The organism is Chryseobacterium sp. AG844 (assembly GCF_003182335.1).
Classification (GTDB): domain Bacteria; phylum Bacteroidota; class Bacteroidia; order Flavobacteriales; family Weeksellaceae; genus Chryseobacterium; species Chryseobacterium cupriresistens.
This window is the reverse complement of record NZ_QGTV01000009.1, coordinates 23856-39339: the sequence shown is the minus strand read 5'-3', so window position 1 is coordinate 39339 and position 15484 is coordinate 23856. Positions and strand designations below refer to the sequence as shown.

Annotated in this window: 15 protein-coding genes; all 15 read right to left on the bottom strand. The window is 37.0% G+C overall.

The genetic code is table 11. From position 1 onward, the window contains the following. Nucleotides 1-63: 63 nt before the first annotated feature. Nucleotides 64-1125, bottom strand: coding sequence for a beta-ketoacyl synthase N-terminal-like domain-containing protein (locus DEU40_RS10800; RefSeq protein ID WP_110009846.1), 1062 nt, complete (start codon nucleotides 1123-1125; stop codon nucleotides 64-66). Next, a complete protein-coding gene (locus DEU40_RS10795; RefSeq protein WP_110009845.1) occupies nucleotides 1122-2321 on the bottom strand; it encodes a beta-ketoacyl-[acyl-carrier-protein] synthase family protein in 1200 nt (399 codons plus the stop codon). The genes DEU40_RS10800 and DEU40_RS10795 overlap by 4 nt, the downstream gene beginning before the upstream one ends. A gap of 84 nt (nucleotides 2322-2405) precedes the next feature. Continuing rightward, nucleotides 2406-2663 carry a phosphopantetheine-binding protein gene (locus tag DEU40_RS10790; protein WP_034692439.1) on the bottom strand — a complete coding sequence of 86 codons (258 nt, stop codon included), beginning with the start codon at nucleotides 2661-2663 and terminating at the stop codon, nucleotides 2406-2408. 99 nt (nucleotides 2664-2762) lie between these two features. Then, nucleotides 2763-3302, bottom strand: coding sequence for a 3-oxoacyl-ACP synthase (locus DEU40_RS10785; RefSeq protein WP_110009963.1), 540 nt, complete (start codon nucleotides 3300-3302; stop codon nucleotides 2763-2765). A gap of 10 nt (nucleotides 3303-3312) precedes the next feature. Continuing rightward, the gene (locus DEU40_RS10780; protein ID WP_110009844.1) at nucleotides 3313-4488 is read right to left on the bottom strand and encodes a beta-ketoacyl synthase N-terminal-like domain-containing protein; all 1176 of its coding nucleotides are present in this window, start codon (nucleotides 4486-4488) and stop codon (nucleotides 3313-3315) included. Continuing rightward, nucleotides 4485-4913, bottom strand: coding sequence for an acyl-CoA thioesterase (locus DEU40_RS10775; protein ID WP_110009843.1), 429 nt, complete (start codon nucleotides 4911-4913; stop codon nucleotides 4485-4487). The genes DEU40_RS10780 and DEU40_RS10775 overlap by 4 nt, the downstream gene beginning before the upstream one ends. Beyond that, entirely contained in the window at nucleotides 4903-6171 is a 1269-nt protein-coding gene (locus tag DEU40_RS10770) for an ABC transporter permease (protein WP_110009842.1), read from the bottom strand. The genes DEU40_RS10775 and DEU40_RS10770 overlap by 11 nt, the downstream gene beginning before the upstream one ends. After that, on the bottom strand, nucleotides 6158-6916 hold the full coding sequence (locus DEU40_RS10765; protein WP_110009841.1) for an ABC transporter ATP-binding protein: 759 nt from the start codon (nucleotides 6914-6916) through the stop codon (nucleotides 6158-6160). The genes DEU40_RS10770 and DEU40_RS10765 overlap by 14 nt, the downstream gene beginning before the upstream one ends. Before the next feature lies 1 nt (nucleotide 6917). After that, nucleotides 6918-7913 (bottom strand): BtrH N-terminal domain-containing protein, encoded by a 996-nt coding sequence (locus tag DEU40_RS10760; protein ID WP_110009962.1) that lies wholly within the window; start codon nucleotides 7911-7913, stop codon nucleotides 6918-6920. A 61-nt stretch (nucleotides 7914-7974) separates the two neighbouring features. Further along, nucleotides 7975-8379 carry a hypothetical protein gene (locus DEU40_RS10755; protein ID WP_110009840.1) on the bottom strand — a complete coding sequence of 135 codons (405 nt, stop codon included), beginning with the start codon at nucleotides 8377-8379 and terminating at the stop codon, nucleotides 7975-7977. A gap of 472 nt (nucleotides 8380-8851) precedes the next feature. Next, a complete protein-coding gene (locus tag DEU40_RS10750; RefSeq protein WP_110009839.1) occupies nucleotides 8852-9295 on the bottom strand; it encodes an ABC transporter permease in 444 nt (147 codons plus the stop codon). A 7-nt stretch (nucleotides 9296-9302) separates the two neighbouring features. Beyond that, entirely contained in the window at nucleotides 9303-9734 is a 432-nt protein-coding gene (locus DEU40_RS10745; RefSeq protein WP_110009838.1) for a hypothetical protein, read from the bottom strand. Then, entirely contained in the window at nucleotides 9734-10873 is a 1140-nt protein-coding gene (locus tag DEU40_RS10740; protein WP_110009837.1) for a beta-ketoacyl-ACP synthase III, read from the bottom strand. Before DEU40_RS10740 ends, DEU40_RS10745 begins: the two co-directional genes overlap by 1 nt. A 1-nt stretch (nucleotide 10874) precedes the next feature. Then, the gene (locus DEU40_RS10735) at nucleotides 10875-11789 is read right to left on the bottom strand and encodes a hypothetical protein (RefSeq protein WP_110009836.1); all 915 of its coding nucleotides are present in this window, start codon (nucleotides 11787-11789) and stop codon (nucleotides 10875-10877) included. Nucleotides 11790-11831: 42 nt separating this feature from the next. Next, nucleotides 11832-15482, bottom strand: coding sequence for an MMPL family transporter (locus tag DEU40_RS10730; RefSeq protein WP_110009835.1), 3651 nt, complete (start codon nucleotides 15480-15482; stop codon nucleotides 11832-11834). Nucleotides 15483-15484: the final 2 nt, after the last annotated feature.

The window sequence follows — 15484 nt, the reverse complement described above, 5'->3', positions numbered from 1 at the left end:
TCCACGCTTCACTGCGTTTCGCTCTGAATGACAAATAGACTGTATAATTTTCAATTTCAACAATTATGCCTTTTCCAATAACACCAGGCTGTGATCATCACCCGCCAGATGGTTGTAAAGAAGTATATTCTTTATACTTTCCTTTTTTTCTGCATTGATCATCATAATTTCCGGGATCTGCTGTTCCTTCAGGATATGACAGGCCATAAAGGTTGAAAAACCACTTGCTGTATTGAATTCTCCACTCAAATGTTTATAATACAGCTGTGCTGAATCCGGAAACAGATTCATTGCTTTTGTATAATACATATCTGATTGTGCATCTCCGCTGAATCCTAAAATAACCGCATCAATATCACTAGTTGAAAGACTGTTTTGAATTAAAAAATTTTGTATAAAGTTCTGTACTTCATTCAATTCAACAGTATTGCTGATATGGATATTCTTAAGCCTGGCATAAGAGTTTTCGGTCTTATCTTTTCCAATCACAAAAAAGCTGGCCCCTTCGCCCCAGATTACGCCAGTAGTAGTGGAATGTAAATAATCTGCAGGAAGATCTGCTTCTTTTTTGATCGTATTATTTAAGCAGTAAAGTTCCATGGTTCTGTCCGTCTGTTCGTCTGTAGAACCTACCAGAACATTTTCTGCTTCTCCGTCATTGATCTGAAGCTGAGCATCCAGTAATGAAAACTCCAGTGAAGAAGAAGTATTTACATACGTGAAGTTGTAAGCATGACACTGTAATCCCAGAGCGATCTGCCCTGCTACTGTGTTGTGGGTAGACTGGATAAAAAACGTAGGCGTAAGAAACTCTTCATGATTATCAATCACGTTTTTCAGGAACTTTTCAGAATCCTGAGAGCAGCCCATTCCTGTTCCTACGATAATAGCATCCGGTTTTTCAATTCCAGCTTCCTTCAATGCATAATGTGATGCTACAGAACTCATTTTTACGGTTTTAGACATTCTCCTGATCATCGCAGGTGGAATGAACTCTTTGTAATTGGGTTCTATCGCTTTAATGATATTTGAAGAATTTTTAACAGTAAGGTTCTGAAGAATATTGTCGTTTAAAGTGTCCTGAACCGAGATACAGGATGTACTGTTGATGTATACTGCACTCATGATTTTGAGAAAATTAAGGTGGAACAGTTTCCTCCAAATCCAAACGAGTTGGAAAGCACATGATTGATGTTTTTCTCTTTCAATTCGGTAACAGGAGTAAGGTCGAACTCTTCCATTTTTGTTTTAAAATTCAGGTTCGGGAAAATCACACTGTTTTGCATGGCTAGAATTGAAAATACTGCTTCAATTCCTGCTGCTGCTGCCAAAGTATGTCCTGTAAATGCTTTTGTGGAGCTGAATTCAGGGACCCGATTTTCTCCGAAGATTCTGATCATGGCAATTCCCTCAGATAGATCGTTATTGGGAGTCGCCGTTCCGTGAACGTTGATATAATCTATATTTTCTTTTTCCAGTCCGGAGATTTTCAGGGCTTGCTGCATCGCTAAAAATGCACCCTGTCCGTTTTCTGAAGAAGCGGTCTGATGGTGTGCATCATTGGCATTCCCGTATCCGGAAAGATAAGCGAGAACCTTTTTGTTTTCTTTTTTGACCATTTCTTCAGATTCAAGGACTAAGAAAGCGGCAGCTTCCCCAAGGTTCAGGCCTTTTCTGTTGTTGTCAAAAGGAGTGTTGTAGGAATCCGTAAGAATCATCAGGGTATTGAATCCGTTCAAAGTAAATTTTGACAGAGAATCTGTTCCTCCTACAATAACACGGTCTAAAACTCCGTTTTTGATTAGCTTTGCGCCCATCATAATAGCATTGGCTGCTGATGAGCAGGCTGTACTAATGGTAGAAACCATCCCTTTTAATCCCAGATAACCGGCAATAGCCAATGAGGAATTTCCGGCATCGTGTGCGTCAATATATTTTTGCTTTTCAGGGAAGTCTTCGTAAGAGTAGAAGTATTTTTCAGTGATATCCATTCCTCCTACACTGGTAGAAGAGATCAGCCCGGTTCTGTAACCATTGATATCTGAAATTCCTGCACTTTCTGCAGCTTCCTCCGCAGCGATCATTCCCAATAGGGAAGTTCTTGTGACATTGTTGTCTTCATCAAGATGAAGTTTCTGTACAAGCTCTTCATTGGATAATTTTATTTCACCCGTTTTAATGGATCCGGCATGACGGGTTTCAAACATTTCAATATCTGAAATTCCATGTTTTCCGGTTTGCAATGAAATAAAATTTTCCTCCACATTGTTTCCGATGGAGGAAATGATGCCCATTCCCGTTATGGCAATTTTTTGACTCATGGTATTCAATAATGTAACAATGTATCAATCGGATAATTTACCAATAATTGCTACATTGTTACACTGTTAGATTGTTATATTAATTTATTTTGTTCTGTTATCCTCGATGAATTTTGCCATCGTATCGATAGATTGGAAAATTTCCTTTCCTTTTTTAGGATCTGCTAATTTTATTCCGTAGTCTTTATCAAGAAGAACGATCAGTTCCAAAGCGTCGATAGAATCTAATCCTAATCCACCTCCGAATAGTGGGTCAGTATCTTTGATTTCTTCTACAGATACATCTTCAAGGTTAAGAACTTCGATAATTTTGTGTTTCAATTCTGTTTTTAAGTTTTCCATAAATAGTATTTTAATGTAACAATATATCAATGTACCAGTTGACCAATGGTTGTTATTGCCTTTAGCATTGGTACATTATCAGATTGGTACATTGTTAAATTATAATGTGAGCAAATATACAAAAGCTTTGTAATTTTCCTGATACAATTCCACCCAGCCACATAATACTTTGTCAGCTTTTCCGGATAGAAGAATCTGTTCAGAATAGTCATTCAAAAATTCTTCATCAAAATCATCCAGTACGAAAAAAGCATTTTCTGTCTGCATTTTGTGTTTAATGCTGATTTCACCTACACAAATATTGGGTAAAGTATACACAAAAACGGCAGGACTCGGATAGAAATTATCCTGATTGTTGATGCTTTCCTGATACTTAAAATCTGTATCCAGACTGGAAGATCTGTTGGCAAAAACAATGGCTGTTCTGCTGTGATCATCATCTTTCAAAATGGTTTCGGCGGAAAGAAAGGCTAATTTACTCAGGTTATCCATTTTGTGAAATTTCGGATAGCTGAGGTCTAAATTTTTATAGGCTTCTTTGGCAAACTCCTGAAAGGCTTCGCTTGGGCTTTCAAAAATAAGATTTCCGTCAACGGTTATTTTTGAATGTTCTATGGTACAGGTATTTATTTTCTTCATCACTTTCAGTTTAACATTTTTCCAGTACAACAGCTGCATTACAACCTCCAAAGCCAGAAGCGGTCTTTAGAATATATTTAATATCTGCAGTTTGGTTTTCCTTGATGATATTCAAAGGCTGGGTTACTCCTGTTTCTTCAAAGTTCTTTGATGGAAGCAAAGTGCTGTGAAGAGCACTTTCCATAGAAATAATACTTTCCAAAAGTCCTGACGCTCCCAGGCAGTGCCCGTAATATCCTTTCATACTGTTGAGCGGAATATGTTGGAGATCCATTCTGTTGAAGGCAATAGCCTCCATTTCATCGTTATACAAAGTGGCTGTTCCGTGGGCAGAAATAAAATCGATCTGTTCTGAAGAAACTTTCGCTTCAGTCATGGCATTTTTGATACTGGCATATAAACCGTCACCGGTTCTTGAAGGTCCGGAAATATGATTGGCATCATTGACTGCAGAATCTCCAAGGACTTTAAACCTGAATTTTTCGTTTTGTGAGATTGCTTCGTCACTTTGTTCCTCGCAAAGACCTGAAGTGATATAAACTGCGGCGGCTGCTTCACCAATATTAATTCCGTCTCTGTTTTTATCATAAGGTTGGCAAGGCCCTGATCCTATTGCCTGAAATGAATTGAATCCTGAAATAACAAACTCAGAAAGCTCATCACCTGCAATCACAAAGGCATCTTTATATTTTCCTGCCTGAATCATATTTTTTGCCACTGAAATCGCCATTACTCCTGAAACGCAGGCATTGGAAACGATGATCGGTTTTGTTTTAAATCCAAAAAAATCAGCAATTTTTTCTGCTAATTTTGATAAATAAACGCCTTCCGGTAATTCGGACTGGTTTTTTAACAGACTGATATTTCCTTTTGTTGTTGAAAGGATAAAAGCAGTATCGTCCGATATGTGATGTTTTTCAACAAGAGGCTGTAAGCTTAAAAGAAGCATCTTCTCCAGTCTTGTAAAATTGTGAATGTCATTCTGAGCGGAATCGAAGAATCTGTTGAATTCTTCATTCAGTTTTTCAGAATCAATGATGGAAGCATAAAAAGCATCCTGATTGTCTATAATTTTATGTAAGGCAACTCCTGACTGTCCTTCTAACAGGGCGTCCCAGTTGGAATCAACATTGAAACCCAGAGGAGTTACACAATTGTAGTCTGTGATATAAATTTCCTTCCTCATGATAATCCCATTTTATCTTTCCAGTTTTGAAAAAATTCCGGATTGTACAGACATAAGCTTCCATTGCTATCAAGAAATACCTGAATGGTTTCACCGCTGCATACCAATTGGTCTTCCTGATTGAAAAGCTCATATCTGTAAATAAGTTTGGCAGACACAGAATTAATAAAAGTGGTCACAATTCTGAATGTTTCTCCATACTTTAAAGGAAGAAAATGCTCACAGGTACTTTTTACGATCGGTGTTACAAATCCTGCATTTTGAATATCAAGATAGGTAAGACCATGCAGACGACCGAAAGCTTCTCTTCCGTCTTCAAAATACACGATATAATGCCCATGCCAGACAATGCCCAGCGGATCTGTTTCATTGAAGCGTACTCTTACTTCTTCGGTACAGGTTAACATATTTTCTTTAGACTGCATTTTGTTTTTTTTCGTAAAAAATGGAAATAGCTACGGTGGCAATATAGAATAAGAAAAGGAAAACCAGTTCTTTGGCAATTCCACCAATTCCGCTGTTTCTTAAAATAATATCATAATAGGCATTCAGTCCCCAGTTCATAGGAGAAAATTTAGCTACAGTCTGCATAAATTCTGGCATTAAAAATACAGGAACCCAAATTCCGCCAATAGCAGCTAAAACCACTACAGAGGTTGCTCCAAATGGGGCAGACTGCTCTTGTGTATCGGCTATAGTTCCCAATAAAACTCCGAATCCAATTGCGGCCAATCCTGCAAACAGTGTTACTACCACAAGCTGGAACATTTTTCCGGATACATCAAAAGCCGGAAGATCCATATAAGGGAAAAGGTAAATTCCAACGGCAACCATCAGTAAAAACTGAATAAGGCAGATGATAAGATACGTAAATGTTTTTCCTAAAATATGGACAAAATAAGGAGTAGGACTTATTCTTGCTCTTACACTTGTTCCCTGGCTTTTTTCTTTTACCAGATTGATGGATAAAGGAACAACAATAAAGAAGATCGCAAAAAGTGTCCATGCAGGAACGTTGTGCTGAACGGAATTTGGCATTACGTCCATTGCTCCTTTCCTGGGGGTGATTTCTTTAAAGCTGATCAGGTTTTTATTTTCGTCAAGATTTTCTGTTGTTCCCAGCTGATCCTGGAAGGCTTTGTAAATCTTTTTATTTTCAATTTCAAAAACCATTTTGTTGACAGAATTCATCACTGAGTTTTTGAATCCTGCATTGGTAGCAGGGTCAAAATACAAATGAATTTCTTTGGCTTTGGGAGCTGCTGTTTTTACTTTTGCAGAATCTCCTTCCAGTCCGAATGAACTTACAATGGTCTGAACTTTCGAATCAATATTGGAATTTAAATCTTTCGTTAAATTTTCAGGAATGACTATCGCCATCTGATAATCCCCGGAAAAAACAGCCTCCTGAGCGGATTTTTCATTGAAGTTGGTCAGCAGTTGAAATGTTTTGCTGTTTTCCAGTTCGGCTTTTATATTTTTTGAAACTTCAGATTTGTCCTGATCAATAAAAATAATTGGGATTTTTGAGCCTTCAAGGTTTTTAAAGGTAGAATCCTGAATAAGGGTAATAGTGACAATCAAAAGCAAAGGCATCACAAAGATGATGACAATTCCCCCGATATCTCTTTTCAGCAGAAGAATTTCCTTAATAAAACTTCTCCACAGTTTATACAACAACATCTCTTAATTCTTTTCCGGTTAATGAAATGAAAACGTCTTCCAGGTTTTCGGCATTCGCAATCTGTGAAACAAGTTCTTCAGGGGTTCCTACAGCATGAATTTTTCCATGATCGATGATGGCAATTTTTGTACAGAATTCTTCCGCTTCCGAAAGGTGATGGGAAGTGTAAATAATGCATGTTCCCTGTTTATTTAAATCCAGAAGATAATCAATAATTGCTTTTTTGGACTGAACATCTACTCCTACAGTAGGCTCGTCCAGGAATAAAACTTTAGGATTGTGAAGCGTTCCTGCGATGAGGTTGCAGCGTCGTTTCATCCCTCCTGAAAACTGTCCTACCTGCTTGTTGGCAAATTTTGAAAGTCCCATGATTTCAAGGGATTCATCAATTGCTTTTTTAAGCTGATTGTGCTTTAAACCATACAGGCTTCCGAAAAACATAAGGTTTTCTTTGGCTGTAAGTGTAGGATATAAAGCATATTCCTGGGGAACAATTCCAATAATCTGTCTTATTTTGAACCCATCCTTCTGGGGAGATAAACCGTTAATGGTGAAATGTCCTGAAGTAGGTTTGATTAATCCTGAAAGCATGGAAATCAGCGTTGTTTTCCCGGCTCCGTTGGGCCCGAGAATTCCATAAATTTCATTTTTACTGATACTCAAAGAAATTTCATTTACAGAAAACTCATCAGAATTTTTGTATTTTTTGTATAAGTTTTTAATCTCAATCATATTTTCTGCCATATCAGATCGCTTTTCTCAGTTTTTTATAGAAAGCTTCTTCCAGGTCTGCAATATGCAGCATTGTTTTTGAAAGTTCATTGTAAATATTGCTTTTCGAGTTTCTGTTTTTATACACTCTGGCAATATCAACGGCAAAATCTCTCCAAAGGTCACCAATAGAGGTTATTTCTTTCGATAATTCCTTTAGCTCATCATTTTTTAGAATGGCAGCTGCTTCCTGGAGGAATGCTCCATAGATAAACCTGAATCCTCCGCCTCCGGTTCCGATTTCTTCCTGCATTCTGATCAATTGTCCCAGATAATGGTTGGTAACCTTCGTTCCTTTCTTTTCTGCCCATTTCGGGATGCTTTTCGCTACCCATCTCATGGCTTTTACCCCAATAAGCGGTACGGGTGCCAGCATATTTTTGCAGGTATCTTTGATCCCTTTTTTGATGGCTTCTTCAATATTCACATTTTCCGGAACATAAACAGGGTAGTACATATGTCCTTTGGGAGGAAGTGCTCCTTTGGCATATCTTACTTTTTCCAATTCTGCTTCTGAAAGAGAAGTCGTATAATCCATTACAGGGTCACTGATCAGAAATCTTCCGTCTTCTTTTCCATACACTACAAGATTGTGGGCATTGAAGTGAAATTTGTATTCTTCAGGAAAATAAGTAAGGTTGAAAACGCCCACCTGAAGTCCTGTAGGGATATTTTGTTCCAGATTTCTTTCAAGAGCTTTTTGGGCATCCTGAGGATTTGAGAATTTTTCTCTTTTGATTTTAATTCCTAATCTTTTGGCTGCTTTACTGAAAATAGCACCCGGCATCGGACGATAGCTGAAGCCCGGAGCAAAATTCACCTTCAGAAAAGGGAGATAGACAAAAAACAGTCCTGAGCCGATCCCGAAGATCATAGGTTCACTTAGTTTCAGTCCTTTGTTAAGCAGTAGATTAGAAGCAACACCGTTTTCGCAATGTGCAGTCTGATGGTGTTCAAAGTTTAATTTCATTTGCTGATTGTATCTTTTCATTGGTCAAATGGAACGGGCATTATTTCTGGCCCCGTTTCATTTATTTCCCGTCGAAGTTTTTTAATTCATCCACTGAAATTCCGAATGCATCGGCATATTTTTTCAGTGCATTTTCGCTTAGTGTTTTGAATATTTTGGGTTTAAAATGTCTTTTTACCCTCCATTGCCACATTCCTACATATGAAGCAAGAACGCCAATATCCATTTTGTTCAGTTCCATAAAATAAACAATGGGACTTGCTGTATTATTGGCCACATTTTGTTTTGCTTCCTCAATTCTTTCATAAATAAGTTCCATCGATTCATCCAGAGCCGCTTTTTTGGCATCCCAGCCTGTGCTGTTTGCTGTCGTGTAGTTGTCGTTCTCATCCGTCACATACAAAACTTCAGTCATGTTGGCGGATTTCAGGTTACTTTCGTCTTGAGGCAGGTCTTGTTTTTTCATCTAAATAATGTTTATATTTTTAGATTCCAGATGATATAAGGCTCACCTGTTTTTGATTCTTTTAATCAGGTGGCTAAAATAGTGAAAATACATTATATGTAAATCATATTAAATCTGAAGGGTTATTACCTCTGATCAGAGTATGTATTAGAAATCTTTAGCAATAAGTGTTCCATGGGATTATAAAATGTTTCACGTGAAATAATTCATTTTTCATTGATATTTAAGGTGTTTTATCTTTTTGATTTTCAGTGTTTTTTTTGGTGGATTTTGTTGAGGTTGAAATAAACAACAATGAATGTTTTATTGTAAGGTTTTATAATTATTTCAATGAAAATTATTGATTTTTAAACACTGATATCACAAATGAATTACACAAATTTTCACAAATCTATTATAGAATATGAAATGAATAACAGGAAAAAGCTGTACAGAAACGTACAGCTTTTCTATGTCTATGTTAAATTGACCTTTACGACTTTACTTCCTGAATAAACAGGTTGATTTCCGCTCTGATTAACAATTCATCATTAGTAAATGTTTCACAGAAGATATGGCAGATATTCTCAAATTGTGAGATAAGCGAAGCTTTGGAAATAATTTGGTCACCCACTTTTGGAAGAGCAAAAATTTCGATCTTCTTGATATTGGTAATGAATCCAATCACTTTAGTATCAGCTTCGGGATTTTCAAAGAAGCTTTGCCCAAGGATAGATGAACAGGTCTGAGCAAGATTTTCGATTAAGCCGGCTTCCGCAAACTCATTGTTGTGAACAAATATATTATCTTCTTTGATTTCAAAGGAAGTCACTACTTTTTCTTTGGTCAGTTCCAGGATATAGTCTGCCATGAGCATCGGTTCACGATGCGGTAAAAAGTTGTGTATATTGATGATATTTTCTTCCTTTATTTCCATTTCCAGTTTATTTTACAGCGGTTTTCATTTGAGATTTTGCAATCACTTCACCGTTCAGTTTCGTAATGACATCTACCAGGGTTACTCCCATTACTTCATTAAGGATGGTTACTTCAGATTTCAGCTGATCTCCCACTTTAGGCAGTATTTCAGCTTCAAAAGATTTGATGGCTCCGATATATCCAGTTGGAGCATCTTTTCCCAGCAGATAATATTTATATCCGGTATGAAGGGCAACGCTCTGCGCCTGATGCTCAATCAGTCCTGAAGCCTGGAATAATCCGTCCTGGATAAAAAGGTTGTCTTCCTTTATCTCAAAACCGGATAAGAGATGGTTTTCAGAGTATTCTGACAATTCATGCACCATTACAAAAGGAAACCTTTGGGGAATAAGACTTTCTACAAAATCTTTATCGGATGTGGGCAGTTTGTTTTCCATTAGCAAACGGTTAATAAAGCACAAGAATAAGCAAATCTTCCACTTTCGGGAACACAAAGAAGTACTTTTTCTCCTTTTTTCAATGTTCCGGAATTCATCAGTTCTTCAAGGGCGATAAATATAGATCCTGCTCCGATGTTTCCAACTTCAGAAAGATTATAGAACCATTTTTCTGCCGGGAAATCCATTCCTTTTTTGGCAAATTCTTCTTTCAGTCCGTCTTTAAAGTATCCGGAAGAAATATGAGCCAGTACGTGGTCAATTTTTTCCGGATCCAGATTATGTTTGTCAAAAGATGATCTTAAACTTTCTGCTCCTTTTACTAGGATGTATTTATCAAGGATTTTAGTATCCTGTTTAATTGCAAAAATAGATTGTTTCAACCATTCATCAGAAGGGTAGTCTGCCCATGATTTCAGGCTTCCGTCTTCCAGCTTATCACATCCTGCATACATACAAGCTTCAATTTCGTGGGCATAAGAATAGAAATCAATGAATTCTATTTTTAGGGAAGTACTGTTTTCTCTCGGTTTATTTTCTAAAAGGAAAGCGCCTGCTCCATCAGAAAGCATCCATCTCAGGAATTCTCTTTTGAAAGCAATGATAGGTCTTTCCTCCAGTAATTTTAAATTTTCTGCTTCATGGTTGAATTTGTCAGCAGTCATCCATGCAGACATTCTTTCAGAACCTGCACATACTGCGTTGTCCTGTACACCGGCTTTTACAGAAAGGAATCCATAGTTGAGCGCATTCATTCCTGAATTACAAAGACCTGTTGAAGTATTAATTTCAATAGATTTTCCGATGTTAAGCTCACCATGCACCATAGAAGCGTGAGAAGGCTGGATCTGGTCTGGTGAAGTAGTTCCTACCGATAGTAATTTCATATCTTCCTTTTTGAAATTTTCATCAAAAAGTCCTTCGATTGCTTTTGCAGTAAGCTGTGCATTAGAGTGGGTAGGGTTTCCTTCTTTATCTAAAGCGTAGTATCTTGTTGTGATCTTATTATTTCTCAGGATAAGTGATTTTGCTTTAGATGGCGCATCATTGATAAGCCCAAGATAAGTCTCCATTTCATCATTCGCTACCGGCTCATTGGGTAAGTATGTTGATGCTTTTGTTATAAATACGTCGTACATTCTATTTTAAATTAATTCCTTGTAAATATCTTTTTTGTTTTTGTCTTTTAAACCAAAATATAGGGGTTGTAAGCAGGTGTAATACCAAAACGACAGGTGAGATAATCCATATCGCTGCCATCAAATATACCTTAAAGAATTTTATCAGCAATGGACGTTTCTCTTTTTTCTTGATAATCAGGTTAGACCATACTGTGAAAATTTTATTTCCAACCTTTTCTACCCGTACTAAAAAAGCACGGATTTCAATCGCTCCGTTTTTCACAAGATCTGGTTGTATACTATTAAGGTCATTATTATTAAAATGTCTTTCAATAATCTCGCCATACTTTACAGAACCTGCAATTTCTTCATCTGAAACTCCTGCAGCGGGAAGCATTCCCGATTTTTCTTTCTGACCTGTGGTAAGCCATCGGAGAATCGTTAATACGCTGGTGTAATTGTCGTGCCTGTCTACCAAAGCAATATTTCCTACAAGTTTTGCCTGCAGATCTCTTAGGTAGACCTTTAATTTTTCCTGGGAAAGCATCCACATATTTCTGGTTCCTGAGATGGTTACTACGGGAGTGTCTTTAAGGATTCGCTCTGCATAATCACTCTTTAAGAAAGAAATGATAGGAATGGATGGTGTGAGATACCATACCTGATACCCAAACAGGATAAGATCATACTTTTTGTTCAGAATTTCTTCCGAAGGAGGAAGAATTTCTTTTGGAATCTGAAGATAAGATTCAGGAAAAGTGTTGAAAAAAACATCGCCTGGCCAGGGAAAAGGAAAATCTTCCTTCAGCTGAATGTTGTAATACGTAACATCATAAGCCTCCTTTTTCGCTTCAAAAGGCTGGGCTATATTTTTCACGATATCTTCGAGTTGTCCGGTTTGTGAATAATATATGACAAGTATATTTTTCTTCATTAGTTTTCTTTAGCGTTTACAAAAGTATGTTTTTCATATTTATTATTTAGTTTTAAATACTTTTAATGATTCAGAACTAAATTTTAGTGCATAATTATCACTTTCAAACGAAGTGTTTTTTGTATTTACAAAAATGATTGTTTCAGGGAGATCCTGAATTTCATTCATGGTAAAGTGTTCATCTGAAATTAAAAGAACATCAATCTTTTTGTTTACTTCAGAAAGGTCTTTAATATAGTGTATTTTTCTTCTTTTTACCAGATAGCTGTGTGCTGCTGTTGCTCTTTTTTCATCATTCTGAATCAGAGAAAAAACTCTTCGGCTGGCCTGGTATAAAGTTAATAATGCATCCTTCTGTCCAAAATCATCAGCTAAATGAAGAATATTGGCGTCATTCGGAATATGCTTGTTCAGTTCGAAATAAACAGATTTGTTGGCATTAAAATCCTCTTTTACTTCTTTTACCACTTCACTGTCTTTGTAAAGATAGCTCAGGAATAATTTCTTTTTAAAATAATTCTCATCCTCAATCTCTTCACGCAGTCTGGCAAATTCTTCCCTGAAATGAGCGTTGATCTTCTTTGTTCTCTCAGAATAGTTTTTACCAAAACTCATGTTGTCTTTGCTGATTCTGTTCCCCACTTTTAACGTAATGCTTCCGTCGTAGATAATGAAGTCTCCTTTCGGCAATACCTCAGAGTTGCCGTGGATGTAAATAGGAAGAATATCCAGTCCGAACTGTTCTGCGAGATAAAAAGCTCCTTTATGGAATCTTTTCACATCATTGGTGTAAGAACGTTCTGCCTCAGGGAACACAACGAGTGAATATCCCTGGTCAACTTTTTCTTTCAGTTTGTCCATTCCGTTCTCGATTCCCTGTGAAACGGGATAAAAGCCCAGTGCTCTTACCAGTTTTCCAAAAACAGGAGACTGATATACCCAGTCATTCACCAGATAAATAATTTTGTGGGTCGCCATTGCAATAGCCAGCGTATCGAGGAAAGAAGTATGATTGGCAATGATAACTGCAGGTTTGCTGAAATCTTCAGATGTATTTTTAATGACCTTCTTCTTTACAAAAGGATTAGAATAAAGAACGGAAGTTAAAAATCTGGCTAAAATAAGTTTGATAATATTCAGCGTCTGCCCTTTGGAATTTTTAACAAAAAAACTTCCGAAGGCAGAAAACAGCAATCCACCCAATCCGTAATAAAGGAATGAGAATACTGACCATACAAACAATCTGAATGTGATGGGAGAAAGTCCTTTTTTCGCCCTGTTGGTAATGAATAATCTGAACCAGAAAGGATATAGGGTAGAGGTAATAATAATAACGGAGAACATTCCGATCAGGGCTACTAATGCCAGAGAATGCAATGCCGGATGCCTGGCGAATATCAAAGATCCGATGGAAAGAATTGTCGTGAAAACAGCAAGAATAATAGAAATTCTGTACGTAGGCAATTCATTCTTTCCGGTAGTATGTTCTTTTTGCATGGCTTGCGTCAGGAAGATGCTGAAGTCATCTCCCACTCCAAATACCAACGTACACACTACAGTACTGAAAATATTTAATTCCAATCCCAGAAAATAAAGGATTCCGGCTGTAACAACTCCCGTTAAAACAATCGGGAACATGGTGAGAACCGTTAATTCAAAATTCCTGAAGAAAACGATGATCGTTAAAATAATGGCAAGAAGAGAATAACTGATCAGTGTATTGAAGTCCCTTTTCAGCAAACCAAGGAAATTTTCATTCATCTGCTGGCGGTCGATAGCAATGGCATCATGCTGTTTCTCAATATCTTTGATGAAAGTGTCTCTTTTGTTTTCGTCTACTTTTACCACATTGGAAACGGTGTGGAAACCATTTTCGCTGCTCATGAATTCTGAAATCTGAAGCGCTTTCACTTTTTGATAATCTTTCAGACTCAATGCAGCATAATTTTTATGCAAAACTTCATTAAAACCATCAAAAGCGGAACTGTTGAAGCCGAATTTATTCCCGTTACTGATCAGTTCAGAAATGGTCTGATTCTTCTTCTCGTCATTCCAGAAACGGTTCCATTCGTCAATTTTTTTCTGCTGATCCTTTTCTGAAAGAACAACGCTTCCGATAGAATTATAGCTTAAGATCTTCCCTTCTTTTTTCTCTTTGTCCAGGAAACTGCTCAGTTCGGAATTTCTGGACAGTGCTTCTTCTTCAGAATTTCCATAAGAAATAGTATAAATTGATTTTGACGTAATATCAGAAAGTTTCTGCAGTTTTGCCTCACTGATTTTTAATTCTTTCGGAATATAATTCAGATCCCCGATATCTTCATTGAAACCTACATGTCTGAATCCAAACAGGCAGGCAAGAATAATAATGGAACACCCAATAATCAAAGGCTTATTTTTTTCGTACGGATAAGACCCGATCCTGTCAATAAAGTTGGTGTTGAGATGTTCTCTTTCTTTTGGTTGGTAAAGCTGAGGAACAATAATTAATGCTGTGATTGAAGAAAGAATCACAGTAATGGCAGCAAAAAGACCTAAGTCCTTCAATGCTTCAGAACGAACAAAAACGAGACACAAAAAGGAAACGGCTGTTGTTGCGCTGCTTAATATAACAGGCTTCGTGATTTCCTTGTAAAGCTCCTCAATATTGTTGTTATGCTTATAATGGGTAAGAATATGCAGGGCATAATCAATCGTAATACCAATAAGAATCGCTCCTACACTGAGTGAAATAGCTGAAATCTTATCTTTAATAAAATAAAGAATTAAGAGAGCGAGCAGTACTGAAAATACGGTGGGTAGAAATACAATGACGGGAGTGAAAATATTTCTGAAATAATAGATCAGAAGGATTAAAAGAACCGTCATGGAAATGGCCACCGTGTTCTGAATATCTTTTTTGATCTGCTTTGCGTTGGCTACAGCAATTACCGGAGAACCGAAATAGCTGATCTCTGTTTTTCCTTTGAATTGTTTGTTAATACCATCTTTGATGGTGTTGAGCTGATCCACAAATACCTCATTGGCTTTCGTATCATTGCTTTTGTTTTTAGGATCAATGAAAAGCAAAAGATTTTTCCCGTCTTTGGTAACAATATAGCTGTCTTCGAGTTTGAAGTCTTTGCTGATGTTTAAAGCATTTAATTTTTTGATTCCCAGAAAAGTAAGTCCCAGAGGGTCTTTTTTAATAAATTCTTTGGTCACAAGGCTTGTTGGAGAAACCAGCGAGATGTAATTATTTTCTACCTGTTTTGCAATAGTGTCTTTCTGCAGTTTCTGATCAATTTCCTTATAGTCATTCTCATTAAGGAATAAAGGGAGATTCTGATGAACGAAATCAAAGGTTTCAGAAATTTCATTATCGTTCACTTTACCCTGAACAGAACCAATATATTTCTGTAAAGGCTCAATTTTTTTCAGGAAAGTATCAGCCGTTTCAGAAAGCTGGAAGCTGTCTTCGCCGGATCTGTTCTCGATAATAACAATAATCTTATCCGAAAAATTAAGCTGTTTAAGAACTTTTGCTGTGAGATCCGACTTTTCATTTTTAGGAATAATCTGATTGATGTCTTCCTCAAAATTGATCTTCGACGCAAAGAAAATGCATAAAGCGGCAATTCCAAGAGCTGTCAGTACAGATAGAATTTTATTTTTGGAAATCAGATAATATAAAAATATAAAAAGGCGATGCATTG

Excerpts from the sequence above, each read along its gene's own strand:
- DEU40_RS10800 (WP_110009846.1), bottom strand. The coding sequence starts at position 1,125 with ATGAGTGCAGTATACATCAACAGTACATCCTGTATCTCGGTTCAGGAC.
- DEU40_RS10795 (WP_110009845.1), bottom strand. The coding sequence starts at position 2,321 with ATGAGTCAAAAAATTGCCATAACGGGAATGGGCATCATTTCCTCCATC.
- DEU40_RS10790 (WP_034692439.1), bottom strand. The coding sequence starts at position 2,663 with ATGGAAAACTTAAAAACAGAATTGAAACACAAAATTATCGAAGTTCTT.
- DEU40_RS10785 (WP_110009963.1), bottom strand. The coding sequence starts at position 3,302 with ATGAAGAAAATAAATACCTGTACCATAGAACATTCAAAAATAACCGTT.
- DEU40_RS10780 (WP_110009844.1), bottom strand. The coding sequence starts at position 4,488 with ATGAGGAAGGAAATTTATATCACAGACTACAATTGTGTAACTCCTCTG.
- DEU40_RS10775 (WP_110009843.1), bottom strand. The coding sequence starts at position 4,913 with ATGCAGTCTAAAGAAAATATGTTAACCTGTACCGAAGAAGTAAGAGTA.
- DEU40_RS10770 (WP_110009842.1), bottom strand. The coding sequence starts at position 6,171 with ATGTTGTTGTATAAACTGTGGAGAAGTTTTATTAAGGAAATTCTTCTG.
- DEU40_RS10765 (WP_110009841.1), bottom strand. The coding sequence starts at position 6,916 with ATGGCAGAAAATATGATTGAGATTAAAAACTTATACAAAAAATACAAA.
- DEU40_RS10760 (WP_110009962.1), bottom strand. The coding sequence starts at position 7,913 with ATGAAATTAAACTTTGAACACCATCAGACTGCACATTGCGAAAACGGT.
- DEU40_RS10755 (WP_110009840.1), bottom strand. The coding sequence starts at position 8,379 with ATGAAAAAACAAGACCTGCCTCAAGACGAAAGTAACCTGAAATCCGCC.
- DEU40_RS10750 (WP_110009839.1), bottom strand. The coding sequence starts at position 9,295 with ATGGAAATAAAGGAAGAAAATATCATCAATATACACAACTTTTTACCG.
- DEU40_RS10745 (WP_110009838.1), bottom strand. The coding sequence starts at position 9,734 with ATGGAAAACAAACTGCCCACATCCGATAAAGATTTTGTAGAAAGTCTT.
- DEU40_RS10740 (WP_110009837.1), bottom strand. The coding sequence starts at position 10,873 with ATGTACGACGTATTTATAACAAAAGCATCAACATACTTACCCAATGAG.
- DEU40_RS10735 (WP_110009836.1), bottom strand. The coding sequence starts at position 11,789 with ATGAAGAAAAATATACTTGTCATATATTATTCACAAACCGGACAACTC.
- DEU40_RS10730 (WP_110009835.1), bottom strand. The coding sequence starts at position 15,482 with ATGCATCGCCTTTTTATATTTTTATATTATCTGATTTCCAAAAATAAA.